Origin of the sequence: Microbispora sp. CA-135349 (genome assembly GCF_050947365.1) — a bacterium.
Classification (GTDB): Bacteria; Actinomycetota; Actinomycetes; order Streptosporangiales; family Streptosporangiaceae; genus Microbispora.
Genome location: NZ_CP192001.1, coordinates 3,260,084 through 3,283,389, shown reverse-complemented (window position 1 = coordinate 3,283,389; position 23,306 = coordinate 3,260,084). Strand labels below are relative to the sequence as shown.

At 71.7% G+C, this 23,306-nt stretch carries 17 protein-coding genes and 1 tRNA gene; 8 read left to right on the top strand and 10 right to left on the bottom strand.

Going from position 1 to position 23,306, the window contains the following annotated elements; translation table 11 throughout:
• Nucleotides 1-121 precede the first annotated feature (121 nt).
• Entirely contained in the window at nucleotides 122-718 is a 597-nt protein-coding gene (locus ACQPZZ_RS15365) for an ANTAR domain-containing response regulator (RefSeq protein ID WP_346227737.1), read from the bottom strand.
• 121 nt (nucleotides 719-839) lie between these two features.
• Between ACQPZZ_RS15365 and ACQPZZ_RS15360 the strand changes: the two genes are divergently transcribed.
• A tRNA-Leu gene (locus tag ACQPZZ_RS15360) sits at nucleotides 840-913 on the top strand.
• A gap of 484 nt (nucleotides 914-1,397) precedes the next feature.
• Here ACQPZZ_RS15360 and ACQPZZ_RS15355 read toward each other — a convergent pair.
• Nucleotides 1,398-2,576 carry a PucR family transcriptional regulator gene (locus tag ACQPZZ_RS15355; RefSeq protein WP_432932610.1) on the bottom strand — a complete coding sequence of 393 codons (1,179 nt, stop codon included), beginning with the start codon at nucleotides 2,574-2,576 and terminating at the stop codon, nucleotides 1,398-1,400.
• Nucleotides 2,577-2,763: 187 nt separating this feature from the next.
• Between ACQPZZ_RS15355 and ACQPZZ_RS15350 the strand changes: the two genes are divergently transcribed.
• The 7 genes from ACQPZZ_RS15350 to ACQPZZ_RS15320 all read left to right on the top strand — a co-directional run bounded on the left by ACQPZZ_RS15350 (nucleotide 2,764) and on the right by ACQPZZ_RS15320 (nucleotide 8,502).
• On the top strand, nucleotides 2,764-3,654 hold the full coding sequence (locus ACQPZZ_RS15350; protein WP_432932608.1) for an ABC transporter ATP-binding protein: 891 nt from the start codon (nucleotides 2,764-2,766) through the stop codon (nucleotides 3,652-3,654).
• Entirely contained in the window at nucleotides 3,651-4,535 is an 885-nt protein-coding gene (locus tag ACQPZZ_RS15345; RefSeq protein ID WP_363636615.1) for an ABC transporter ATP-binding protein, read from the top strand. The genes ACQPZZ_RS15350 and ACQPZZ_RS15345 overlap by 4 nt, the downstream gene beginning before the upstream one ends.
• Nucleotides 4,535-4,714, top strand: a complete 180-nt coding sequence (locus ACQPZZ_RS15340) for a hypothetical protein (RefSeq protein ID WP_432932606.1) — start codon at nucleotides 4,535-4,537, stop codon at nucleotides 4,712-4,714. The genes ACQPZZ_RS15345 and ACQPZZ_RS15340 overlap by 1 nt, the downstream gene beginning before the upstream one ends.
• Nucleotides 4,715-4,720: 6 nt before the next feature.
• Complete coding sequence (locus ACQPZZ_RS15335) at nucleotides 4,721-5,425, top strand: ABC transporter permease subunit (RefSeq protein WP_432934403.1); 705 nt, start codon at nucleotides 4,721-4,723, stop codon at nucleotides 5,423-5,425.
• 142 nt (nucleotides 5,426-5,567) lie between these two features.
• Nucleotides 5,568-6,668, top strand: coding sequence for a branched-chain amino acid ABC transporter permease (locus ACQPZZ_RS15330; protein ID WP_432934401.1), 1,101 nt, complete (start codon nucleotides 5,568-5,570; stop codon nucleotides 6,666-6,668).
• Entirely contained in the window at nucleotides 6,629-7,915 is a 1,287-nt protein-coding gene (locus ACQPZZ_RS15325) for an ABC transporter substrate-binding protein (RefSeq protein WP_432932604.1), read from the top strand. The genes ACQPZZ_RS15330 and ACQPZZ_RS15325 overlap by 40 nt, the downstream gene beginning before the upstream one ends.
• Nucleotides 7,916-8,076: 161 nt before the next feature.
• On the top strand, nucleotides 8,077-8,502 hold the full coding sequence (locus tag ACQPZZ_RS15320; protein ID WP_363636621.1) for an acyl-CoA thioesterase: 426 nt from the start codon (nucleotides 8,077-8,079) through the stop codon (nucleotides 8,500-8,502).
• Nucleotides 8,503-8,515: 13 nt separating this feature from the next.
• On the opposite strand, the gene ACQPZZ_RS15315 is transcribed toward ACQPZZ_RS15320, so the two are convergent.
• The 8 genes from ACQPZZ_RS15315 to gltB all read right to left on the bottom strand — a co-directional run bounded on the left by ACQPZZ_RS15315 (nucleotide 8,516) and on the right by gltB (nucleotide 23,192).
• Nucleotides 8,516-9,124, bottom strand: a complete 609-nt coding sequence (locus ACQPZZ_RS15315) for an NAD(P)-dependent oxidoreductase (protein ID WP_363636623.1) — start codon at nucleotides 9,122-9,124, stop codon at nucleotides 8,516-8,518.
• A complete protein-coding gene (locus ACQPZZ_RS15310) occupies nucleotides 9,121-9,291 on the bottom strand; it encodes a hypothetical protein (RefSeq protein ID WP_432932601.1) in 171 nt (56 codons plus the stop codon). The genes ACQPZZ_RS15315 and ACQPZZ_RS15310 overlap by 4 nt, the downstream gene beginning before the upstream one ends.
• A 200-nt stretch (nucleotides 9,292-9,491) precedes the next feature.
• On the bottom strand, nucleotides 9,492-11,285 hold the full coding sequence (locus ACQPZZ_RS15305) for an ABC transporter ATP-binding protein (RefSeq protein ID WP_432932599.1): 1,794 nt from the start codon (nucleotides 11,283-11,285) through the stop codon (nucleotides 9,492-9,494).
• Between the two features lie 224 nt (nucleotides 11,286-11,509).
• Nucleotides 11,510-13,291: an ABC transporter ATP-binding protein gene (locus ACQPZZ_RS15300; protein WP_432932597.1), complete on the bottom strand. Its 1,782-nt coding sequence runs from the start codon at nucleotides 13,289-13,291 to the stop codon at nucleotides 11,510-11,512.
• A gap of 140 nt (nucleotides 13,292-13,431) precedes the next feature.
• Entirely contained in the window at nucleotides 13,432-14,865 is a 1,434-nt protein-coding gene (gene pyk, locus ACQPZZ_RS15295) for a pyruvate kinase (protein WP_363636631.1), read from the bottom strand.
• Between the two features lie 442 nt (nucleotides 14,866-15,307).
• Nucleotides 15,308-16,948, bottom strand: a complete 1,641-nt coding sequence (locus ACQPZZ_RS15290; RefSeq protein WP_432932594.1) for a S8 family peptidase — start codon at nucleotides 16,946-16,948, stop codon at nucleotides 15,308-15,310.
• Between the two features lie 177 nt (nucleotides 16,949-17,125).
• On the bottom strand, nucleotides 17,126-18,610 hold the full coding sequence (locus tag ACQPZZ_RS15285) for a glutamate synthase subunit beta (RefSeq protein ID WP_432932592.1): 1,485 nt from the start codon (nucleotides 18,608-18,610) through the stop codon (nucleotides 17,126-17,128).
• A 55-nt stretch (nucleotides 18,611-18,665) separates the two neighbouring features.
• Nucleotides 18,666-23,192, bottom strand: coding sequence for a glutamate synthase large subunit (gene gltB, locus ACQPZZ_RS15280; protein WP_432932590.1), 4,527 nt, complete (start codon nucleotides 23,190-23,192; stop codon nucleotides 18,666-18,668).
• Between the last annotated feature and the right edge of the window lie 114 nt (nucleotides 23,193-23,306).

Below are 23,306 nucleotides of genomic sequence, written 5' to 3'. Positions count from 1 at the left end.
AGGCCAGCCACGGCCCGACCAGGGATGCATCAGAACTGTCCGCACTTGGATGCGGAGTCGTAATAACTCCTCAACCGTGGCCCGCGGGCCCCTACCAGGAGCCTTCCGGGCGCGCACCCGCTCACGCGGGCGGCTGGGCCTCGCCTCCGCTCTCGTTCACCACGATCTGCGCCACCTGGCGCATGCTCATCCGCCGGTCCATCGACGCCTTCTGGATCCACCGGAAGGCCTGCGGCTCCGTCCACCCGTGCTGGGCCATGAGCAGGCCCTTCGCCCGCTCCACGAGCTTCCTGGTCTCCAGCCGCTCCGAGAGGGTGGAGACCTCCTTCTCCAGCGCGGCGATCTCCTCGTGCCGGCTGACCGCCATCTCGATCGCCGGAACGAGGTCGCCCTTCGTGAACGGCTTCACCAGGTAGGCCATCGCACCCGCGTCCCTGGCCCGCTCGACCAGGTCGCGCTGCGAGAACGCGGTGAGGATGAGGCACGGCGCGATCCGTTCGGAGACGATGCGCTCGGCCGCGGAGATCCCGTCGAGCACGGGCATCTTCACGTCCAGGATCACCAGGTCGGGGCGGAGCTCCATGGCGAGCTTGACCGCTGTCTCGCCGTCGCCGGCCTCGCCGACCACGGCGTAGCCGTCCTCTTCGAGCATCTCCTTCAGGTCGAGGCGGATCAGCGCCTCGTCTTCCGCGATCACCACTCGCCTCTGCGTACTCACGCACAAGAGGTTACCGACGTCCGCTACATTAGGACCACGGCAGGGGATGCCCTAAGCGATCTCCGTAACAGATCGATGGCTGAGGGGTAGCCGTTGCCAGAGCTGGACAAATCCAGAAATAGCCCCGATAGACCAATCGGCAGAGTCGATGGCCTCAAAATCCATTCAGTGTGGGTTCGAATCCCACTCGGGGCACGTGCACCACGTGTGATCGGCAGGAGCGGCCGGCGGCCAGCGCGACCGTGGTCATGCAGCCTCTCTGATGCGCCCTGGTTGTGCTCGAGTCGGCACCGGTGACACACTGTGATCGCCGGGCTCCGCTGGGGCCGCGGAAGTGAGGCCGGGACCTCCCGATGGAATCGGGCGCCCGGCCTTCGCGATTTCGGGTCAGACCCAGCGGCAAGCGGCTACAAGAACTCGATCTTAGGCCGGATGATGTCGAAGCTCTCACCCTCGCCTCCAAGCCACCACACGACACTGCCCACGAGCACGTCGGCAAGCCAGAGCAGAGGCTCCGCTCGACTCGTCCGGCCCCTCGCAGCGCATCCACCAACGCGCGATCTCGTCTGTCATGCCACTGGTCGCGCGCCTCGATGCAGACCGTCTCCGGAACGCCAAGAGAGCCACAGTGGGCAAAGGATACGTGTTGTTACCACTCAGTCACTCTGAATGCGCGAAATCAGCCGCCGGGGAGGAGTCGGACGGCGTCGAGGGCGAGGGAGAGCTCGACGACGTCCAGGGGACGGGCCAGCGACCGGCCGGTGAGCTGCTCGATGCGGCGGACCCGATTGAAGACGGTGTTGCGGTGGCAGTAGAGCTCGGCCGCCGCCCGGGCCGCGGACCCCTCGCAGCGCAGCCACGCCTCCAGCGTCGCCAGCAGCACGCCGCCGTCGGGTGAGGCGGTGATCGGGCCGAGGACGCCGCCGGCGAGGTGCCCGGCCAGCTCCGGCTGGCAGACCACCAGGGCGGCGGGCAGCCGCCGGTCGAGCCGTGCGATCTCCGGCCCGGTGCCCGAGCATGTGCGCATGGCCACCTCCGCCAGGCGGCGGGCCGTGCCCAGGTCGGCGAGGCTCTCCACCACCGGGCTGACGCCGGCGCTCGCGCATACGACCGGAGCGATGGCGGCGACCAGGTCGTCCAGCTCCCGGTCGCCGAGATACACGACCGCCACCTCCAGGTCGGGGCGCATGCGCCAGAGGAAGCGCAGCCCGCCGATCTCGTCGGGCCGGTGCACCCGGTCGGGCTGGGCGGGCAGCCGTGTCGCGACGACCGCATAGCGTCCGTGCTCGGGCAGGCCGAGGGCGCCGGCCGCCACGCCGGCCACCGCGGGATCGGCGCGGCCCTCCAGGAGGGCGTCGAGCATGGCGTCCACCCGCTGGTTCGTCCGGCCGAGCAGCTCGTTCTCCCGGCGGCGGTAGGCGTCGGCCGCCGCCACGGCCTGGCGGTCGATGGCATGCCACACGTGGGTGGCGCTGCGCAGCAGGGCGGGCAGCCGTTCGGGGCCCTGGTCGCCGATGATGCCGATGAAGCCGTCCCAGGTCACCTGCGCCGCCAGCCGGTAACTGCGCATGAGCGAGTCCAGCGGGAGCCCGAACTCGGCCCGCCTGCGCCCGACCGTCTGGGCGTAGGCGACGTCACGCCGCTCGTGCCGGGGCTGCAGGATCGCGGTGATGCCGACACGCAGCCCCTCGTGGGTGCTCTTCCAGTGGTCCTCGTAGGGGACCGTCATGCGGTAGGCCTCGTCGCTTTCCCTGCCGCGCTTCACCAGCTCGTCGGCGAGCTCGGGGAGCCGTTCCAGCAGGCCCGCGGCGGAGGCCCGCAGCATTTCGCGCACCTCGGAGTCCGTCCTGGACCTCATGTCCCGAATGTGCCAGCCGGCCGCGTCCGGAACAAGGTTCGGTTTTCGTTTCGTGATGCGGGACTGTGCTGGAGCACAACGCGCGGGCGACGGGCGTGGGCCGGCGTCCCGACTTGCCTCCCGGTGCTGGACGGCCCTCGACCACGGTGGGTTGGGTGTGCCTTCATCGAAGTCACAGGAGGCGCGGATGTTCGGTGAGGCGGACCCGGGGACCGGCGGCCCGGAGATCGGGAGCCCGGAGACTGCGAACCCGGAGACTGCGAACCCGGAGACCGGCGGCCTCGAGATCAGAGGCCTGGAGGTGCGGTACGGCCCCGTGCGCGCCCTGCGGGGCGTCCACCTGGCCGTGCCCCGCGGTTCGGTGGCGGCGGTGCTCGGCGCGAACGGCGCGGGCAAGACGACGCTGCTGCGTGCCGTGTCGGGGACGCTGCGGTTCCACCGGGGCTCGATCACGTCGGGGACGGTCGCCTTCGGCGGACTCCGGCTCGACGGCGTGCCGGCGGCGGCCGTCGTCCGGCGCGGCGTGGTCCAGGTGCCGGAGGGACGGCGGGTGTTCGCCCGGATGACGGTCGCGGAGAACCTGCGCGCCGGTGCGCTGGGCGTGCCGGGCAGGCGGGCGGCGGCGGCCCGTGAGCGGGTGCTCGGCCTCTTCCCGGTGCTGGCCGAGCGCGCCCATCAGCGGGCGGGCCTTCTGTCGGGCGGTGAGCAGCAGATGCTGGCCATCGGCCGGGCGCTCATGGCCGGGCCCTCGCTGCTGCTCCTGGACGAGCCGACGCTCGGGCTCGCGCCGCTGATGGCGGCCCGGATCGCCGAGACCGTGCGGCAGATCAACGCCCAGGGCACGTCGGTGCTGCTGGTGGAGCAGAACGCGGCGATGGCTCTCGCCCTGGCCGGGCGGGCGTACGTGCTGGAGGTGGGCGAGGTGGCGCTGTCGGGGCCGGCGGCGGACCTGGCGGCCGGCGACGAGGTGCGCCGCCGCTACCTGGGCGTTGGCGTGCCCGAGACAGACCGACCGGTCGGTACCGACCCTGCGCGGGCGAGGCGAGAGAGAAACGGGCTGACGAGATGGACGGCATGACGCACCGCCTCGGCGAACCGCCCGCGCAGCTCACGCGGCGCCTTCGCGTGCTCCAGAGAAACCAACCGGTCGGTACGGTCGACGGCGACGGGCCGGTGGAACTCGTGGTCAGCGAGGTCACGGTCCGGTTCGCCGGGCTCATCGCACTCGACGCGGTCAGCTTCACCGTGGCCCCCGGCGCCGTGCACGCGCTGATCGGCCCGAACGGCGCGGGCAAGTCGACCTGCTTCAACGTGCTGTCGGGCGTCTACCGCGCCGCCTCCGGCAGCGTGCGCCTGGGCGGCGCCGAACTGACCTCGCTGCGCCCGCACCGGGTGGCGGCGCTGGGCGTGGCCCGGACGTTCCAGAACATCGCCCTGTCCCCGCGGCTGACGGTCCGCGACAACCTCATGCTCGGCCGGCACCGCCTGACCCGGGCCGGTCTCGTGTCGGCCGGCCTGCGGCTGCCCTCGGCCAGGCGTGAGGCCCTAAGGCACGGCGCGCGCGTGGCGGAGATCGCGGAGTTCACCGGCGTCGGCGACGTGCTGTCCGCCCCGGTGGGGCTGTTGCCGTACGGCACGCAGAAGCGGGTGGAGCTGGCCCGGGCGCTGTGCATGGAGCCGCGGCTGTTGCTGCTGGACGAGCCGGTCGCGGGGATGAACGGCGGCGAGCGGCGGGAGATGACGGCCCTCATCCGGTCGGTGCGCGACAGCCTCGGCATCTCGATCCTGCTGGTCGAGCACGACATGGGCATGGTCATGCGGATCGCCGACGCCGTGACGGTGCTCGACTTCGGCAGGCGCATCGCGGACGGGCCGCCCGAGGAGGTCCAGCGCGACCCCGAGGTGATCCGCGCCTATCTGGGCGACTTCGGCGACGACCACAGCGGCGGGGAGGCGTGATGGCGGTCTTCCTGGAGCTGCTCGTCAACGGCATCTCGGTCGGAGCCGTGTACGCGCTGATCGCGCTCGGCTTCGTGGTGATCTACAAGGCGACCGAGGTGGTCAACTTCACCCACGCGTCGCTGCTGCTGGCCGGCGGTTACGTGATCGCCCGGCTGCACCCGCTGATCGGATTCTGAGCGGCGCTGGCCGCCGGGATCGCCGCGGCGGCGCTGGTCGGCGCGCTGGTGGAGTTCCTGATCCTGCGCCGGGCACGCGCCGGCTCGCGCGGCGTGCCGGCCATCGTCACGATCGGCGTGGACATCCTGCTCACGACCGAGCTCACCCGCCAGATCGGCACCGAGGTGCTCGCCCTGGGCGACCCCTGGGGCGACCGGGTGCTGCGGCTTGGCCCGATCACGGTCGCCGAGACCCGCGTCGTCGCCCTCGTGGTGGCCGCCGCGCTGATCGTGGCGTTCCTGCTCGCCTTCAGGTTCACCGGCTGGGGCGTGGCGATGCGCGCCACGGCCGAGGACGCGGAGACCGCCGCGCTGATGGGCGTGCGGCTCGGCCGGGTGTCGCTCGGCGCCTGGGCCGTCGCCGGGGCGCTGGCCGCGGTCGCGGCGGTGTTCCTGTGCGTCTTCCCGACGCCGGGTCTCGACAGGGGCACGGCCGCGGTGGCGATGAAGGCGTTTCCCGCGGCCATCCTCGGCGGGCTCGACTCGACCACGGGCGCGCTGGCCGGAGGGCTGATCGTGGGCGTCACCGAGACGCTGATGAACGGCTACCAGAGCGAGCTGGCCTTCCTGGGCCGCGGCATCGGCGACGCGGCGCCGTTCCTCGTCATGATCGTGATCTTGCTGCTGCGGCCCTCCGGGCTGTTCGGCACGAAGGAGCCGGCCCGTGTCTGAGCCCACGCCCGCGCCCGGCACGGCCCCCGCCGGGACACCCTCGCCGGACACCCGCACAGCCGGCACGCCCGCGCTCACCGCGTTCACCGCGCCCACCGCGCCCACCGCGCCCACCGCGCCCACCGCGCCCACCGCGCCCACCGTGCCCACGCCCGCCACGTCCGGGCGGCGCGCGTTCCGGCCCCTGCGGACCGCGCTGTGGGCGGCGGCGCTCGCGGTGGCCGTCGCGGTGCCCTTCTACCTGGAGGGGTTCTGGCTGCAGGCGGGGCTGTTCGCGATGTCGGCGGCGATCGGCGCGATCGGGATCACCCTGCTGACCGGGGCGACCGGGCAGCTGTCCCTGGGACATGCCTTCTTCCTCGCGGTCGGGGCGTACTCCTACGTCTCCCTGTCGTCGGACGCGGGGCTGCCGACGCCGCTCGCGGCCGTGGCGGCGGTGGCCGTCGCGGGGGTGGCCGGTGGCCTGTTCAGCCCGATCGCGGGCCGCCTCAGGGGCGCGTACCTCGGCATCGCCACGCTCGGCCTGATCTTCGCCGGCCAGCACATCCTGTTCAACGCCGAGCCGGTGACCGGCGGCTTCAACGGACGGCCGGTGCCGCCGATGGAGCTTTTCGGTCTCGTCTTCGCCGACACTCCGGAGCTGGTGGTGCTGAACGTGCCGTTCGGTTCGCTCGAACGGCTGTGGTTCCTCGGGATCGTGCTGCTCGCGGGGGCGGCGGCGTTCGCCAGGGGCGTGCTGCGCGGCCGTCCCGGCCTGGCGATGAACACGATCAGGGACCACGAGATCGCCGCGGGGGTCATGGGCGTCCCCGTCGCCCGGTACCGCGCGGGCGTGTTCGTCCTGTCGTCCATGTACGGCGGGCTCGCCGGGGTGCTGGTCGCCCTGGTCTTCCAGCAGGTCGTGCCGGACTACTTCGGCGTGCTGCTGTCGCTCGACTACCTCGCGATGATCGTGATCGGCGGCCTGGGATCGGTCGCCGGGGCGGTCGCCGGGGCCGCGTTCGTCTCCCTGCTCCCCCAGCTGCTCACGCGCTACAGCGACGCCCTGCCGCTGGTGGCCGAGCCGGGTTCCGGCGGGGTCTCCCCCGCCGAGGCCGCGCGGATCCTCTACGGCGCCGCCGTCGTCGCGGTGGTGCTGTTCCTGCCCGGTGGTCTGGCCGGGCTCGCCACGCGGCTCGGCCGCGTTCGACTCAAGGAGCTCAGATGGGCGAAATCGGCACCCGCGCCGGCGTCGCGGCGATAGCCCTGCTGTCCCTGGCCGTCGCGGCCTCGGCCGCGGGCTGCGCCAGCGGCAAGGCCACGGGCGGTGGCGGAGGCGCCGGGGCTGCGGCCGGCGGTGACGGGATCACGACCGGCCCCGGCGTCACGGCCACCACGATCACCGTGAGCGCGCTCACCGACCTCACCGGCCCGTACGCGTCGTTCGGCAAGAGCCAGACGCAGGCGCAGCAGCTGTACTTCGACCAGGTCAACGCCGCCGGTGGCGTCTGCGGCCGCAAGTACGAGCTGGTCGTGCGTGACCACGGCTATGACACGCAGAAGGCGGTGGCCGCCTACACCGAGGTCGCGCCCAAGTCGGCGGCCATCGTGCAGTTCATCGGATCCCCGATGATCACCGCGCTGAAGCAGCGCATCGACGGCGACAAGCTGCTCACGATCCCGATGGCGTGGGCGACCACGCTGCTCGGCAGCCGGGCCATCCAGGTGACCGGCACGACGTACGACGTCGACATGATCAACGCCGTCGAGTTCCTGACGAAGGAGAAGGGGATCAAGTCCGGCGACAAGATCGGGCATCTGTACTTCGAGGGCGACTACGGCGAGAGCTCGCTGAACGGCTCGACGTACGCCGCGGGCAAGCTCGGCCTGGAGGTCGTCGAACAGAAGATCAAGGCGACCGACCAGGACATGAGCGCGCAGGTGGCGGCGTTCAAGGCGGCCGGGGTGAAGGCCGTGCTCGTCTCGGTGGGCCCCCGGCAGACGGCCTCTCTGGTCGGCGTGTCCCTGGCCAAGGGCATGGACGTGCCCTTCGTCGGCAGCAACTCGGCGTACTCGCCGCAGCTTCTCGCGACGCCGGCCGGGCCGGCCCTGCTGAAGGACTTCTCCTACGTGTCGGCCGGGACGCCGGTCAGCGCGCAGAACCCGGCGATGCGGAAGCTGGTGGCCGACTACCGGGCGAAGTATCCAGGCGAGACGCTCGACAGCGGCGTGCCCACCGGCTGGAGCGCGGCGATGATCGTGGACGAGGCGATGAAGAAGGCGTGCGAGGCCAAGGACCTCACCCGGGAGGGCGTTCTGACCGCGCACCGCTCGCAGTCGAACTTCGGCGGCGACTTCGGCACGCCGATGGACTTCACGTTCTTCGACAAGCCCGCCTCCCGGTCGTCGTACGTGCTCAAGCCCGACAAGGCGGCGCTCGGCGGCGCGGTGGTCTCCAGGGAGGCGGAGGTCTCCGAGCTGGCGAAGGACTACCCGGTGCCGGTGGGCTGACACGGACAGGCCCGCGCCCGCGCCGGGGTGGGTGCTCGCTACTATCCCGGTACCGAACAATCGTCTGGAGAATCGATGCGACGTACCGTCTACGGCGAGGACCACCGGACCGGGGAACCCGCCGCCGGAGGCATGGCTCCGGCCTCCACGGACCTGGGCCTGTGAAGGACCGAGCAGCGTATCCGCACTGGCGGGACGTGCCCACCCGCTGGCAGGACAACGACGTCTACGGGCACGTCAACAACGTCGTGCACTACTCGCTGATGGACACCGTGATCAACACCTGGCTGATCGAGGAGGCCGGGCTGGACATCCACGAGGGCCCGGCCATCGGGCTGTGCGTGGAGTCACGCTGCTCCTACCGGGCCTCGGTGTCCTTCCCGCAGGTGATCGGCGTGGGCCTGCGGATCGGTCACCTCGGCAGGTCCAGCGTGCGCTACGAGCTCGGCCTGTTCGCCGGGGACACGCTGGTCGCCGAAGGCGTCTTCACCCACGTCTTCGTGGACCGGCGCACCCGCCGCCCGGTGGAGATCGGCCCGCCCCTGCGTCCCGCCATGGAGCGCCTCCTCCCTCCACCTCCGGCATGATCTCGTAGTCGGCTCAGCGCCCGTGGACGTTCACGGCCACGCCGCTCAGGTGACCCTCCTGCGCGATGTCCAGCAGGGTGTTCGCCACGTCCGCCCGGGTCAGGGCACGCGGCTTGGCCGGCAGCTCGCGGTGGATCACGACCGCCCCGGCGGCGGGCCGGTCGGTGAGCCGGGTCAGCCGGACGATGGTCCAGTCCAGGTCGCTCGCCCGGACGGCCTGTTCCAGGTCGCGGGCGTCGGCATAGGGGACGGCCAGCAGGCGGCGCAGCAGCCACATGAGCGGGAACGGCCTGCGGGCGACGATCGGGTAGGGGGTGGTGACGATCAGCCGCCTGACCCCCGTCTCGGTCATGGCCCGCATGATGGTGCGGGTGGCCTGCGCCGCGCGGTGCGGGTCGCGACTGTCGCCGCCGTTGATGATGGAGATCACCGCGTCGGCGCCCGCCACCGCCGTGCGCATCTTCTCCGGGTCGCGGCCGTCGCCTTCGACCACGACGTGCGGCCGCGCCTCCAGGGCCGCGGCGTCGCGGGTGAAGGCGGTGACCCGGTGGCCGCGCCGCAGCGCCCCGGCCAGGACGTGGCGGCCGGTGCGGCCGGTCGAGCCGACGAGAGTGAGGTTCACGACTCCACCGCCCGGGTGATCGCATCGACGCTGCCGTCGATGCGGTATTCGAGGCTGTGGGTGCGGTAGCGGCCCACGATCGTGACCGGGTCCTCCCGGCCGAAGGCCGGTTCGTACGGCGGGCGCGTCAGGAAGGCGTGGAAGCCGGACGTCACTCGGGTTCTCATGACCGGCAATCGTCGCCCCGCGGGAGACCGGCGTCGTCCCGCTCACGGAGTCATCTGCCGCTACCTCACAGGGATCACCCGCGACCGGCCGGGCTAAGACGCCGGGAGTAGTCCGGCGATCGCGAGACCACGAACGACGTCCGGCATGCGTGTACGGCCCGCGCGGGGATGTGTGCACGATCACGCGGGGTGGGAGGGGATCAGGCGAGGCTGTCGAGCCAGGCGCGGTGGAGGCGGGCGAAGCGGCCGGCGCCGGCGATCAGCCGATCCGGTGGGCCGTCCTCCACTATCCGGCCGTGCTCCATCACGAGCACCCGGTCGGCGATCTCCACGGTGGACAGGCGGTGCGCGATGATCAGCGCGGTGCGGTCGGCGAGGATCGTCCGCAGCGCCCGCTGCACGAGGCGCTCGCTCGGCACGTCGAGACTCGAGGTGGCCTCGTCGAGGATCAGCACGGCCGGGTCGGCGAGGAAGGCCCGGGCGAACGCCACGAGCTGCCGCTGCCCCGCCGACATGCGGCCGCCGCGCTTGCCGACCTGCGTCTCGTACCCGTCGGGAAGCGCGGAGACGAACATGTGCGCGCCGATGGCCTCGGCGGCCTCCGTGATCTGCGGCATCGTGGCCCCGGGCCGGCCGAACCGCACGTTGTCCGCGATCGTCCCGCTGAACAGGTAGTTCTCCTGGGTGACCATCACCACGTGGCGGCGCAGGGTGTCCTCGTCCAGGTCGCGCAGGTCCACGCCGTCGAGCAGCACCCGCCCGGCGACCGGATCGTGGAACCGGGCGATGAGCTTGGCCAGCGTGGTCTTGCCCGCGCCCGTGGTGCCGACGACGGCCACGGTCTGCCCGGCGGGGATCTCCAGGTCGAGCAGCGGCAGCACCGGCGGGCCGTCGGAGTAGGCGAACCGGACGGCCTCGAAGCGCAACTCCCCTGCGGCACGCGGCAACGGCGCCGGACGGCGGGGCTCGGCCACCGAGGGCCGTTCCTCCAGCACACCCGACAGCTTCTCCAGCGCCGCCCCCGCCGACTGCAGGGTGTTGTAGAACTGGCTGATCTCCTGCATCGGCTCGTAGAACTGGCGCAGATAGAGCAGGAACGCCGCGAGCACGCCGACCGTGACCGTGCCGTGCAGCGCGAGCAGGCCGCCGTACAGCAGGACCGCGGCGACGGTGACGTTGCCGATCAGCTTGATCCCGGGCATGAACACGGCCACCAGGCGCGAGCCGCGCACGTTGGCGGCGCGGTAGTCCGCGTTGAGCCGTTCGAAGATCTCCTGGTTGCGCGGCTCCCTGCGGAACGCCTGCACCGCGCGGATCCCGGTCATCGACTCCACGAAGTGGACGATGACCAGCGCGACCGCCTCCCGCGTACGGCGGTAGACGACGCTCGACTGGCGGCGGAACCACCGGGTGAACAGCAGCAGGACCGGCAGCGGCAGCAGCGCCACCAGGCCGAGGCGCACGTCGAGCACGAGCAGCATGACCGCGGTGCCGCACAGCGTGAGCACGGCCGTCACCAGGCCGTCGAAACCCGAGTCGAGCAGTTCCGCGATGGCGTCGACGTCGGAGGTCAGCCGGGAGATGACCCGCCCGGAGGTGTACTTCTCGTGGAACGACAGCGACAGGCGCTGGAAATGGTCGAAGACCCGGCGGCGCAGCTCCAGCAGGATGTCCTGCCCGATCCGGCCTGACATCTGCAGGAACGCCTGCCTGGTGAGCGCCTGCGTGAGCGCGGCGGCCAGCACCGCGCCGACGATCGCGAGCAACGTGCCCGTGCCCTGCCCGCGCAGCATGGGCGGGATGCCGTCGTCGATGCCCGCCTTCACCAGGTACGGCAGGGCCAGCCCGGCCGCGTTGGACACCACGATGACCGCCGTGAGCACGGCGATCGCACCGCGGTGCGGGCGCAGCAGGTCGCCGAGCAGACGGCGCGACCGGGTGCGCAGCAGCAGGGAGACACGCTCGGAGATGTCGTCCCTGTCCTCGGCGGCCACCCCCCGCCAGGCTGTGTTGCCCGCTCGCTCGTCGGGGCGCTCACTTCCGCCGGGGTCGCGCCGGAGGCGCGCAGTAAATGCTTCCCTCGTCGCTCGTTCCTCGCTCCTCAGTCCAGACCGGCGGCGCGCCCCTCCGGCTCGCTCGGTGTCTCCCGCTTCGCCATCGGTTCGCTCGGTGTTTCCCGCTCGCTCGTCGGCTCGCTTGGTGTTGCCCGCTTCGCGGCTCATCGCATCGATCCCTCGGGGTCGAGGTCGGCGTCCTGGGCGAGCAGTTCGCGATACTCCGGCACGGCCGACAGCAGGTCGCCGTGGCGGCCGACGTGCGTGACGGTGCCGTCGCGCAGCAACGCCACCCGGTCGGCGAGCAGCACGGTCGAGGCGCGGTGCGCCACGACGATGCCGGTGGCCTCGGCGAGCACCCGCCGCAGCGCCTCCTCCACCAGCGCCTCGGTCTCCACGTCGAGCGCCGACAGGGTGTCGTCGAGGACGAGCACCCGTGGCCGGCCGAGGATCGCCCTGGCCAGCGCGAGCCGCTGCCGCTGACCGCCCGACAGCGACATTCCCTGCTCTCCGATGCGGGTGTCGAGCCCCCACGGCAGGTCGTAGGCGAACGTCGCCTGCGCGATCTCCAGTGCCTGCCTGATCTCCTCCTCGGAGGCGTCGCCGTGGCCGAGCGTGACGTTCTCGCGCACGCTCATCGAAAACAGCGTCGGCTCCTCGAACGCGGTGGCGACCACCGAGCGCAGCGAGGTCAGCGACAGGTCCCGCACGTCGTGCCCGTCGATCGTGACGCGCCCGGCGGTGACGTCGAGCAGGCGGGGCACGAGCGCGGTCAGCGTCGTCTTGCCCGACCCGGTGGCCCCCACCAGCGCGACGGTCTCCCCTGGCCGCACCTCCAGCCACACGTCGCGCAGCAGCGGACGGCCGGCCCCCGGGAACCGGAATTCCACGCCCTCGAAGCGCACGAGGCCGCGCGGGCGGTCGATGACCGCCGGGCCGCCGCTGATCGCGGGCACCGTGTCGAGCACCTCGACCACCCGATCGGCGGAGGTCATGGCCTCCTGGCCCATGGCGAGGATGTAGCCGAGCGAGGCGACCGGCCAGACGAGCTGCAGGACCAGCGTGGTGAAGGCGACCAGGGTGCCGAGCGTCAGCGCGCCGGCGCCGACCGCGATCGCGCCGAGCAGCAGAACCAGGGCGAGTGTGACGTTCGGCACGACTTCGAGGAAGGTGAAGAACCGGGAGGCCAGCCGCACCTTCGCCAGGGAGGTGCGGCGGATCTCGCGGGCGGCGGAGGCGTAGCTCGCGAAGACGTGCTCGCGCCGGCCGAACGCCTTGACCGTGCGGACTCCCACGGCCGACTCCTCGACCAGCGTGGCGAGGTCGCCCTGCTGGTCCTGCACCTGCCGGGAGATGACGATGTAGCGCCGCTCGAACCGCAGCGACAGGACGACGACCGGGACGGCGGAGACGGCGACGAGCAGGCCGAGCGGCCAGTACATCCGCAGGAGCACCACGGTGACCGCGGTGAGCTGCAGGATGTTCATGATGAGGAACAGCACGCCGAAGCCGAGGAACCGGCGGATCGTCGACAGGTCGGTCGTCGCCCGGGACAGCAGCTGACCCGACTGCCAACGGTCGTGGAAGCCCATCGGCAGCCGCTGGAGGTGCCGGTAGAGGTCGTCGCGGATGGCGGTCTCGAGGCCGAGGACCGGCCCGGCCTGCGACCACCGGCGGACGAACGTGAGAACGGCCTCGGCGACGCCGAGGCCGAGGGCCAGCAGCCCGAGCGGGATCAGCCCGGCGAGGTCCCCGTGGGCCACCGGACCGTCGATGATCTCCTTGCTCACCAGCGGGATCACCGTGCCGGCGGCGATCCCGAGCAGCGCCGCGAGCCAGGAAACCACCAGGCTGGGCACGTACGGGCGCAGGTAGGACCTCAACCGCCACAGCGAGCGCCATGACGACAGGCGGACATCAGGCTCGGGTGCCTGGCGGGATGCCATCAACGGGCGCAGCGCTCCTCCGGCGTCTGACAGGACGGATCGACTCGCTCCTGCCATGCTCCGTCGAAGGGCGCCGCGCCTTCAAGGGGTTTTCCCCCGCCGCCGGGTGCCCCAGGCCCGCGGCCCTGGGGAAACCGGCGTCAGGACGACGGGTGGGCGACCGCCGAGCCGATCGTGTGGACCCGCAGCGCGTTGGTGGAGCCGTGGTTGCCGGGCGGGGAGCCTGCGACGACGACGACCTTGTCGCCCTTCTCGCACACGCCCAGCGACAGCAGCGACGCCTCCACCTGACGGACCATGTCGTCGGTGTGGTGGACGAACGGCACCTCGAACGTCTCGACGCCCCAGGTCAGCGCGAGCTGGCCGCGCACCTGCGGGTTGGAGGTGAACGCCAGCAGCGGGATCGGCGAGCGGTAGCGGGCCAACCGCCGGGCGGTCTCCCCGGACATCGTGAACGCCACCAGGGCCTTGGCCCCGACGATGGCGCCGACCTCGGCCGCGGCCCGGGCGATGGCGCCGCCGGTCGTCTCGGGCAGGCGCTCCAGCGTGTGGGTGGCCTGCAGGTAGGTGCCCTCCGCGGCGACCGCGATGCGGGCCATCGTGGAGACCGACTCGATCGGGTAGGTGCCGACCGAGGTCTCGCCGGACAGCATCACCGCGTCCGCACCGTCCATCACCGCGTACGCGACGTCGGACGCCTCGGCGCGGGTGGGCCGCGGGGCGCTCATCATCGAGTCGAGCATCTGGGTGGCCACGATCACGGGGTGGGCCTTCTCCCGGCACAGCTCGATGATGCGGCGCTGGACGATCGGCACCTGCTCCAGCGGGAGCTCGACGCCGAGGTCGCCGCGGGCGACCATCACGCCGTCGAAGGCGTCGACGATCTCCTCGAGGTGGTCGACGGCCTGCGGCTTCTCGATTTTCGCGAGGACCGGGAGGCGGACGCCCTCCTCCTCCATGATCGCGTGGATGAGCGTGGCGTCGTCCGCCGACCGGACGAACGACAGGGCGATCATGTCGAAGCCGGTGCGCAACGCCCAGCGCAGGTCCTCCTCGTCCTTCTCCGTGAGCGCGGGAGCGCTGACGGCGACGCCGGGGAGGTTGAGGCCCTTGTTGTCGGAGATCATGCCGCCGATGACGACACGGGTGACGACGCGCGGCCCTTCGACGGCGGTCACCTCGAAGTTCAGCCGGCCGTCGTCCACGAGGATCGTGTCACCGGGCTTGACGTCGCCCGGAAGGCCCTCGTACGTCGTGGAGACGATGTCACGGTCGCCGGGGACGTCCTCGGTGGTGATGGTGAAGACGTCGCCGTAGCCGAGCCGTACGGGGCCGGAGGCGAAGCGGCCGACGCGGATCTTGGGGCCCTGCAGGTCGGCGAGGACCCCGACGGCGCAGCCCAGCTCGTCGGCGGCGGCCCTGACCCGGTCGAACACCTCCTTGTGCAGCTCGTGGCTGCCGTGCGAGAGGTTGAAGCGGGCCACGTTCATGCCCGCCTTGATGAGCTCGCGTAGGCGCTCCGGCGAGGAGGTGGCGGGCCCGAGGGTACAGACGATCTTTGCTCGACGACTCACAGCACTACCCTAATTGGTACAGACCACTTGCAATGACGCGCACACAGCTGTCGCCAAATGTTCAGACACTTCACGCGATCATCCGCGTGCCCTAGCCTTGGCAGCCTTGGGACGTACCCGGACCTGGGGGGTAATAACGGCGCTGTTCACCCTGGCGGCGTGCGGAGGCCAGGGTACCGAATCGGACGCGCCGCCGTCGGGCGTTTCCGTGTCGCTCAACCGATGGCGCAGCGACGAGACGTCCCACGAGCTGGAGATCTCCGTGCGCGACGACACCGACACACCGGTGCGCTTCCGGGACGTCCAGCTCGTCACCGGCGCGTTCGCGACGCTCCCGCCGACCCGGATGGACACCACGCTCGCCAGGACGCCGCGATCGCGCGACCGGCCCGGGAGACGGGCACGCGACCAGGGCCGGCCACTCAGGGCGGCGTTCGAGGGATCAGGGCGAGACGGTGGCGGCCCGTGCCGCGTCGACCAGGCCGTGGCCGAAGAAGCCGTTCTTCGCCCCGGGACCCTCGCAGAGCTGGGTCTCGCCCGTGCCGTACCGGTGGGTCCGGGGGGTGGGGCAGCCCTTCGGGGTCGCCGTCGCGTACAGCAGGCGCTCAACCTGGGCGGGGTCCATCTGGAGCCCGCCCTTGCCCGGCTTGCCGAACCGCCCGATGATCAGCGCCGCCACTCCGGTGACGTGCGGCGCGGCCATCGAGGTGCCCTCCATGTACTGGTAGTAGGCGCACTTCCCGTCGTGGCACTCGCGGATCACCGAGGACGTCTTCGGCTTGCCCGCGGCGTCGATGAGACCCTTGGCACGCATGACGTTCTCGGGAGCGGCGGCCAGGATCTCCCGGCTCGCGCCCTGAAGACCGGTGCCGCTGTCGAACATGTCACCGCCCGGCGCGGCGATGTCGGTCTGCTCGACGCCGTAGTCGGAGTACGGCGCCTTGCGGCCGCTCGGGCCGACGGAGGACACCGAGATGACGCCGTCGAGTTCGGCCGGGACGTTGAGGCAGGTGTTGTCGATGGTTCGCTTCTTCTCGTGGCCCTTGGGGTAGTCCGGGCTGGAGGCGTCCGTCTTCGGCTTGCCGAGGTCGAGGCCCTCGTTCCCGATGGCGCTGATCATCGTGACGCCGTGCGCGCGGGCGTACTTGACCGCGCGGCGCATGCCCTCCAGGATTCCCCGCTGCTCCAGGCTCTCCCTGGTCGTGTCGCCCGGGTTGGCGGCGCAGTTGAACGTCCAGGGGTCGACGTAGAAGCTCATGTTGACCACGTCGACGCCCACGTCGGCGGCGTACTCCAGGGCGTCCATCGTGGGCTTGAGGAAGAAGAAGCCCGAGTCGGTGCCGGCGCGGAGGTTGACCAGCGACACGTCGGGGGCGACTCCGCTGACGCCGAGGCCGTTGATCGGCGAGCCGATCGTGCTCGCGACGTGGGTGCCGTGGCCGTCGTCGTCGACGTCGGCGGGGTCCTTGCAGCCCTTGTGCTCGCAGGGCCCGTCGAGCTGCTTGCCGTTCTCGTCGGTGGGCTGGTCGATGACGAAGTTGCGGCTGAGCGCGCGGTTGAAGTTGGGCGCGATGTCGGGGTGCTTGCCGTCGACTCCGGTGTCGATGACGCCCACCAGCACCTTGTGGCTGCCCCGCATCTTGGCGTACGACCCGGCGGGGGTGGCGCCGATCATCTTCATGTCCCACTGGCGGTCCGACAGCGGGTCGCCGCCGGGCGCCCGCCGGGCGGCGCCGCCCGCCGCGTGGTCCACAGGCCGGGCGGCGGAGGCGACGGGTGCGCCGGCGGCCTTGCCGATGGGACGGTCGAGCGTGACGCCGACCACGGAGGGGTCGGCGCCGATCCTCTCGGGGTCGGACGCGCGTACGACGAGGTAGCCGAGCTTGTCGTCCCTCCCTTGGACCGTTCCTCCGGCGGCCTCGGCCGCCCGCTGCGCGGCGTCGCGGCCGCCGTCCTTGTAGAAGACCAGGTAGTTCTGCGCGGGCTCGGTCGCGGACGCCGCCCCCGGCAGTGCCGCGGCCCCCAGCCCGCCGAGCATGGTGATGGACATGATGGCCCCGGCGAGCCGCCCCCGTGCGTGCAACGATCCTCCTCGGTTGCGGGACCCCTGCGCCGGGGTCCCTCGATCCGGGCTCAGCATCCTCCCCGGCGGCCGTGCGCACTCGCAACCCGGCCCCCCGAAAAGGGATATGCCCGCTTTATCCCCTACACCCCGACCGCCGTGGTCCGGTCCCCTGGGACCACGGCGGCGGGTCACATCTCAGACGAGAGGCCGCGCGGTCGGCGGAATGGGAACGGGCAGGACGGTCCGCCCGCTCAGGTAGCGGTCCACCGCCGCCGCCGCCGATCGGCCCTCGGCGATCGCCCACACGATCAGCGACTGGCCCCGGCCCATGTCGCCGGCCGCGAAGACGCCCTCGACCGACGTCTGGTACGACGCGTTCCTGGCCACGTTGCCCCGGGCGTCGAAGAACGACTCGGGGTCGCCGGACAGCGCCGCGAGGTCGTTCAGCAGCGGCCCCTTCTCCGGGCCCAGGAAGCCCATGGCGAGCGTCACCAGCTCGGCCGGGATCTCCCGCTCGGTGCCGGGGATCGGCGTGAACCCCGCCGCCGGGCCCTCGACCTCGACCAGGCGCAGCGCCCGCACGTTGCCCTCGTCGTCGCCCGCGAACTCGGTGGTGGACACCGCGTACACGCGGTCGCCCGCCCCGGCCTCCAGCTCCTCGTGGGCGCTCTCCATCTTGAACAGCATCGGGTACGTCGGCCACGGCTGACTGCCCGGACGGGCCGCCGGGGGCCGCGGCATGATCTCCAGCTGGGTCACCGACAGGGCGCCCTGGCGGATCGCCGTGCCGATGCAGTCGGCGCCGGTGTCGCCGCCGCCGATCACGACGACGTGCTTGCCCTCGGCCGAGATCGGCGACTCGGCGTAGTCGCCCTCCTGGACCTTGTTGGCCGGCGGGAGATACTCCATCGCCTGGTAGACGCCCTTGAGCTCGCGACCGGGCACCGGCAGGTCGCGCCAGGCCGTGGCGCCGCCCGCCAGCACGACGGCGTCGAACTCCTCGCGGAGCCGGGCCACGGTGACGTCCACACCGACGTTGACGCCGGTGCGGAACTCGGTGCCCTCGGCCTCCATCTGGGCGATGCGGCGGTCGACGTGCCGCTTCTCCATCTTGAACTCGGGGATGCCGTAGCGGAGCAGCCCGCCGATCCGGTCGGCCCGCTCGAACACGACGACGTCGTGCCCGGCGCGGGTGAGCTGCTGGGCGGCGGCGAGGCCAGCCGGCCCCGAGCCGACGACCGCGACCTTCCTGCCGGTCTTGGCGGCCGGGGGCTGCGGGGTGACCCAGCCCTCGGCGAAGGCGCGGTCGATGATCTCGACCTCGACCCGCTTGATCGCCACGGGGTCGGAGTTGATCCCGAGGACGCACGCCGACTCGCACGGCGCGGGGCACAGGCGGCCGGTGAACTCCGGGAAGTTGTTGGTCGCGTGCAGCCGCTCGATCGCCTCACGCCAGTCGTCGCGGTAGACGAGGTCGTTCCACTCGGGGATGAGGTTCCCGAGCGGGCAGCCGTTGTGGCAGAACGGGATGCCGCAGTCCATGCAGCGGGCCGCCTGCTTGGTGAGCGCGGGCGTGGGGAAGTCCTCGTAGACCTCACGCCAGTCGCGGATGCGCACGTCCACCGGGCGGCGCGCCGGCAGCTCGCGCCCGTGTGTCAGGAACCCCTTCGGGTCAGCCATCGGTGTACCCCCCTTTATCGCTGAACGGTGATGGTTGTGGTGATTCGCATCGGCGTCACCCGTGGGCCGCGGCCATGACGGCCTCGTCGATGTCCCGGCCCTCGGCCTCCGCGGCGGCCCGCGCCAGCAGGACCCGCTTGTAGTCGGACGGCATGACCTTGACGAACCGGCCGAGCGCGGCGTCCCAGTCCTCCAGCAGCGCCTTGGCGACCGTGGAGCCGGTCTCCGCCAGGTGCCTTTCGACGATGTCCCGAAGGAACTCGGCGTCCTCGTCGTCCAGCGCCTCCAGCTCGACCATCTCGCGGTTGACCCGCTCGGGCCGCAGGTCGAGCACGTACCCGACACCGCCCGACATGCCGGCCGCGAAGTTGCGGCCGGTCGCCCCGAGGACGACGGCCTTGCCGCCGGTCATGTACTCGCAGCCGTGGTCGCCCACGCCCTCGACGACGGCGGTCGCGCCCGAGTTGCGGACGCAGAACCGCTCGCCCACGATGCCGCGGACGAAGACCTCGCCGGACGTCGCGCCGTACAGGCCGACGTTGCCGGAGATGACCTGCGTCTCGGCCTCGAACGGCGCGTCGGGGTGCGGCCGGACGACGATGCGGCCGCCCGACAGGCCCTTGCCGAGGTAGTCGTTGGCGTCGCCGGTGAGCCGCAGCGTGACGCCGCGCGGCACGAACGCGCCGAACGAGTTGCCCGCCGAGCCGGTGAACGACACGTCGATCGTGTTGTCCGGCAGGCCGGCGCCGCCGTACCGCTTGGTCACCTCGTGGCCGAGCATCGTGCCGACCGTGCGGTTGACGTTGCGGATGGGCAGTTCCAGCGTGACCGGGTCGCCGAAGTTCAGCGCGCCCTCGGCGAGCTGGATCAGCGTGTTGTCCAGCGCCTTGTCGAGCCCGTGGTCCTGCTCGACGACCTTGCGCCGCGGCGTGCCCTCGGGCAGCTCCGGCTGGTGCAGGATCGGCGACAGGTCGAGGCCGGAGGCCTTCCAGTGCTCGACCGCGCGGGTGGTGTCGAGCAGGTCGGCCCGCCCGATGACCTCGTCCAGCGAGCGGTAGCCGAGCTCGGCGAGGTACTCGCGCACCTCCTGGGCGATGAACTCGAAGAAGTTCACCACGAACTCGGGCTTGCCGCTGAACCGCTTGCGCAGCTCGGGGTTCTGCGTGGCCACGCCCACCGGGCAGGTGTCGAGGTGGCAGACCCGCATCATGACGCAGCCGGAGACCACCAGCGGAGCGGTGGCGAAGCCGTACTCCTCGGCGCCGAGCAGCGCCGCGATGACGACGTCGCGGCCGGTCTTGAGCTGGCCGTCGGCCTGGACGACGATGCGGTCGCGCAGGCCGTTGAGCAGCAGCGTCTGCTGGGTCTCGGCCAGGCCGAGCTCCCAGGGGGCGCCCGCGTGCTTGACCGAGGTCAGCGGGGAGGCGCCGGTGCCGCCGTCGTGGCCGGAGATCAGCACGACGTCGGCGTGGGCCTTGCTGACGCCCGCCGCCACGGTCCCGACCCCGACCTCGGCGACCAGCTTCACGTGGACGCGGGCCCGCGGGTTGGAGTTCTTCAGGTCGTGGATGAGCTGGGCCAGGTCCTCGATCGAGTAGATGTCGTGGTGCGGCGGCGGCGAGATGAGGCCGACGCCGGGCGTGGAGTGCCGGGTCTTGGCGATCCACGGGTACACCTTGTGGCCGGGCAGCTGGCCGCCCTCGCCGGGCTTGGCGCCCTGCGCCATCTTGATCTGCAGGTCGTCGGCGTTGACGAGGTACTCGCTGGTCACGCCGAAGCGACCGGAGGCCACCTGCTTGATCGCGCTGCGCCGCTCGGGGTCGTGCAGCCGCTCGGGGTCCTCGCCGCCCTCACCGGTGTTCGACTTGGCGCCGAGCCGGTTCATCGCGATGGCCAGCGTCTCGTGCGCCTCCATCGAGATCGAGCCGTACGACATGGCGCCGGTGGAGAACCGCTTGACGATCGACTCGACCGGCTCGACCTCGTCGATCGGCACGGGCGCGCCGGCGGGGCGCAGCCTGAACAGGCCGCGCAGCGTCATGAGCTTCTCGGACTGCCCGTCCACCAGGGACGTGTACTCCTTGAAGATCTCGTACCGGCGGGTGCGGGTGGAGTGCTGCAGCTTGAAGACGGTGGTCGGGTTGAACAGGTGCGGCTCGCCCTCGCGGCGCCACTGGTACTCGCCGCCGACCTCCAGCCGCCGGTGCGGGTTCTCCGCGCGGGGGTAGGCCCGCGCGTGCCGCTCCAGCGCCTCCGCGGCGAGCACGTCGAAGCCGACGCCGCCGAGGCGGGAGGTGGTGCCGGTGAAGCACTGGTCGATGACCTCGGCGCCGAGGCCGAGTGCCTCGAAGATCTGCGCGCCGGTGTAGGAGGCGACCGTCGACACGCCCATCTTGGACATGACCTTCAGCACGCCCTTGCCGTACGCCTTGATCAGGTTGCGCACGGCCTTGCGCGGGTCCATGTCGAGCCGGCCGGTGGCGACCATGTCCTCGGCCGTCTCCAGCGCGAGGTAGGGGTTGATCGCGCTGGCGCCGTAGCCGATGAGCAGGGCCATGTGGTGGCACTCGCGGGCCTCGCCGGTCTCCAGGACGAGACCGACGCGGGTGCGGGACTTCTCCCGGATGAGGTGGTGGTGCACCGCGCCGGTGAGCAGCAGCGACGGGATCGGCGCCCGCTCGCGGGAGGAGCCGCGGTCGGACAGCACGATGATGCGCGCGCCGTCCTCGATGGCCCGGGAGACCTCCTGGCGGATCTCCTCCAGCCGCCGCACCAGCGCCTCGCCGCCGCCGGCCGCGTCGAACAGGCCGGACACGACGTACGGCTGGAAGCCGGGCAGCGCACCCTCGTCGTTGATGTGGACGATCTTCGCGAGCTCGTCGTTGTCGATCACCGGGTAGGGCAGCACGAGCCGGCGGCACGAGGCCGGGCCGGGGTCGAGCAGGTTGCCCTCGGGGCCGATCGTCGACTGCAGCGAGGTGACGAGCTCTTCGCGGATGGCGTCCAGCGGCGGGTTGGTGACCTGCGCGAACAGCTGGCTGAAGTAGTCGAACAGCAGCCTCGGCTTCTCGCTCAGGACGGCGACCGGGGTGTCGGTGCCCATCGAGCCGATCGGCTCGGCGCCGTTCTTCGCCATCGGCGTGAGGATGACCCGCAGCTCCTCCTCGGTGTAGCCGAAGGTCTGCTGCCGCTTGACCAGCGCCTCGTGGGTGGGGTGCTCGTGCTCGCGCTCGGGCAGCTCCTCGAAGCGGACCAGGCCCGCGTGCAGCCACTCGCCGTACGGCTCGGCGGCGGCGAGGTCGGCCTTGATCTCGTCGTCCTCGATGATCCGGCCGCGCGCGGTGTCCACGAGGAACATGCGGCCAGGCTGCAGGCGGCCCTTGCGGACGACCTTCTCCTGCGGGATGTCGGACAGCACGCCGGCCTCGGAGGCGAGCACGACCAGGCCGTCGTCGGTGACCCAGAACCGGCCCGGGCGCAGGCCGTTGCGGTCGAGGACCGCGCCGACCAGCGTGCCGTCGGAGAAGGTGATGGACGCGGGGCCGTCCCACGCCTCCATCAGCGTGGAGTGGAACTCGTAGAAGGCCCGGCGGGCCGGGTCCATCTCGGTGTGGTTCTCCCACGCCTCCGGGATCATCATCAGCACGGCGTGCGGCAGCGACCGGCCGCCGAGGTGCAGCAGCTCCAGCGTCTCGTCGAACGAGGCGGTGTCGGAGCCGTCGGGGTCGCAGATCGGGAACAGCCGCCGCAGGTCGCCCGGGATGAGGCCGCTGGCGAGCATCGCCTCGCGGGCGCGCATCCAGTTGCGGTTGCCGCGCACGGTGTTGATCTCGCCGTTGTGCGCGACGTACCGGTACGGGTGGGCCAGCGGCCAGGAGGGGAAGGTGTTGGTCGAGAAGCGCGAGTGGACCAGCGCGATGGCGCTGACGTAGCGCTCGTCGGACAGGTCGGAGAAGAACGGCTCGACCTGCAACGAGGTCAGCATGCCCTTGTAGACGATGGTCCGCGAGGACAGCGAGGAGAAGTACACGTCCGCCTCGTGCTCGGCCCGCTTGCGGAAGGCGAACACGATCCGGTCGAGGTCGACGCCGGTCTCGCCGCCGGGCGAGGTGACGAACAGCTGGGCGAAGTGGGGCATGACCGCCCGCGCGGTGGCGCCGGGCAGGTCGCGGTCCACCGGCAGGTCGCGCCAGCCGAGGACGGTGACGCCCTCCTCGGCGGCGATCTGCTCGATGAGGCCGATCGCGGTCCGCCTGGCCTGCTCGTCCTGCGGCAGGAACGCGGTGCCCGCGGCGTAGGCGCCCTCGGGCGGCAGCGCGAAGTTCGCGACCGCGCGGAAGAACGCGTCGGGGATCTGGGTGAGGATGCCCGCACCGTCGCCGGTGTCCGGCTCGCTGCCGCTGGCACCCCGGTGGTCGAGGTTGCGGAGCGCGGTCAGTGCCTTGGCGACGATGTCGTAGCTGCGGCGGCCCCGCACGTCCGCGACCATGGCCACGCCACAGGCATCGTGCTCGAATGCGGGGTCGTAGAGTCCCTGGGGCTCGGGGAGACCTCCGGGAAGGCCAAGGCGGGCAGCAGGCATGTAGTCACTCCCGTCGTCAACGTCTGCGTGGAACAGAGGGACGACGCTGGCCCTGCTGCGGTTGAGTGCTTAAGAGATTACAACACGCTGCCGGAATAGTGCCCCCCAGGCCCG

Coding starts and splice junctions, on each gene's coding strand:
- ACQPZZ_RS15300 (WP_432932597.1), bottom strand. CDS start 13,291: ATGGCATCCCGCCAGGCACCCGAGCCTGATGTCCGCCTGTCGTCATGG.
- ACQPZZ_RS15325 (WP_432932604.1), top strand. CDS start 6,629: ATGGGCGAAATCGGCACCCGCGCCGGCGTCGCGGCGATAGCCCTGCTG.
- gltB (WP_432932590.1), bottom strand. CDS start 23,192: ATGCCTGCTGCCCGCCTTGGCCTTCCCGGAGGTCTCCCCGAGCCCCAG.
- ACQPZZ_RS15345 (WP_363636615.1), top strand. CDS start 3,651: ATGACGCACCGCCTCGGCGAACCGCCCGCGCAGCTCACGCGGCGCCTT.
- ACQPZZ_RS15310 (WP_432932601.1), bottom strand. CDS start 9,291: ATGAGAACCCGAGTGACGTCCGGCTTCCACGCCTTCCTGACGCGCCCG.
- ACQPZZ_RS15355 (WP_432932610.1), bottom strand. CDS start 2,576: ATGAGGTCCAGGACGGACTCCGAGGTGCGCGAAATGCTGCGGGCCTCC.
- ACQPZZ_RS15285 (WP_432932592.1), bottom strand. CDS start 18,610: ATGGCTGACCCGAAGGGGTTCCTGACACACGGGCGCGAGCTGCCGGCG.
- ACQPZZ_RS15340 (WP_432932606.1), top strand. CDS start 4,535: ATGGCGGTCTTCCTGGAGCTGCTCGTCAACGGCATCTCGGTCGGAGCC.
- ACQPZZ_RS15350 (WP_432932608.1), top strand. CDS start 2,764: ATGTTCGGTGAGGCGGACCCGGGGACCGGCGGCCCGGAGATCGGGAGC.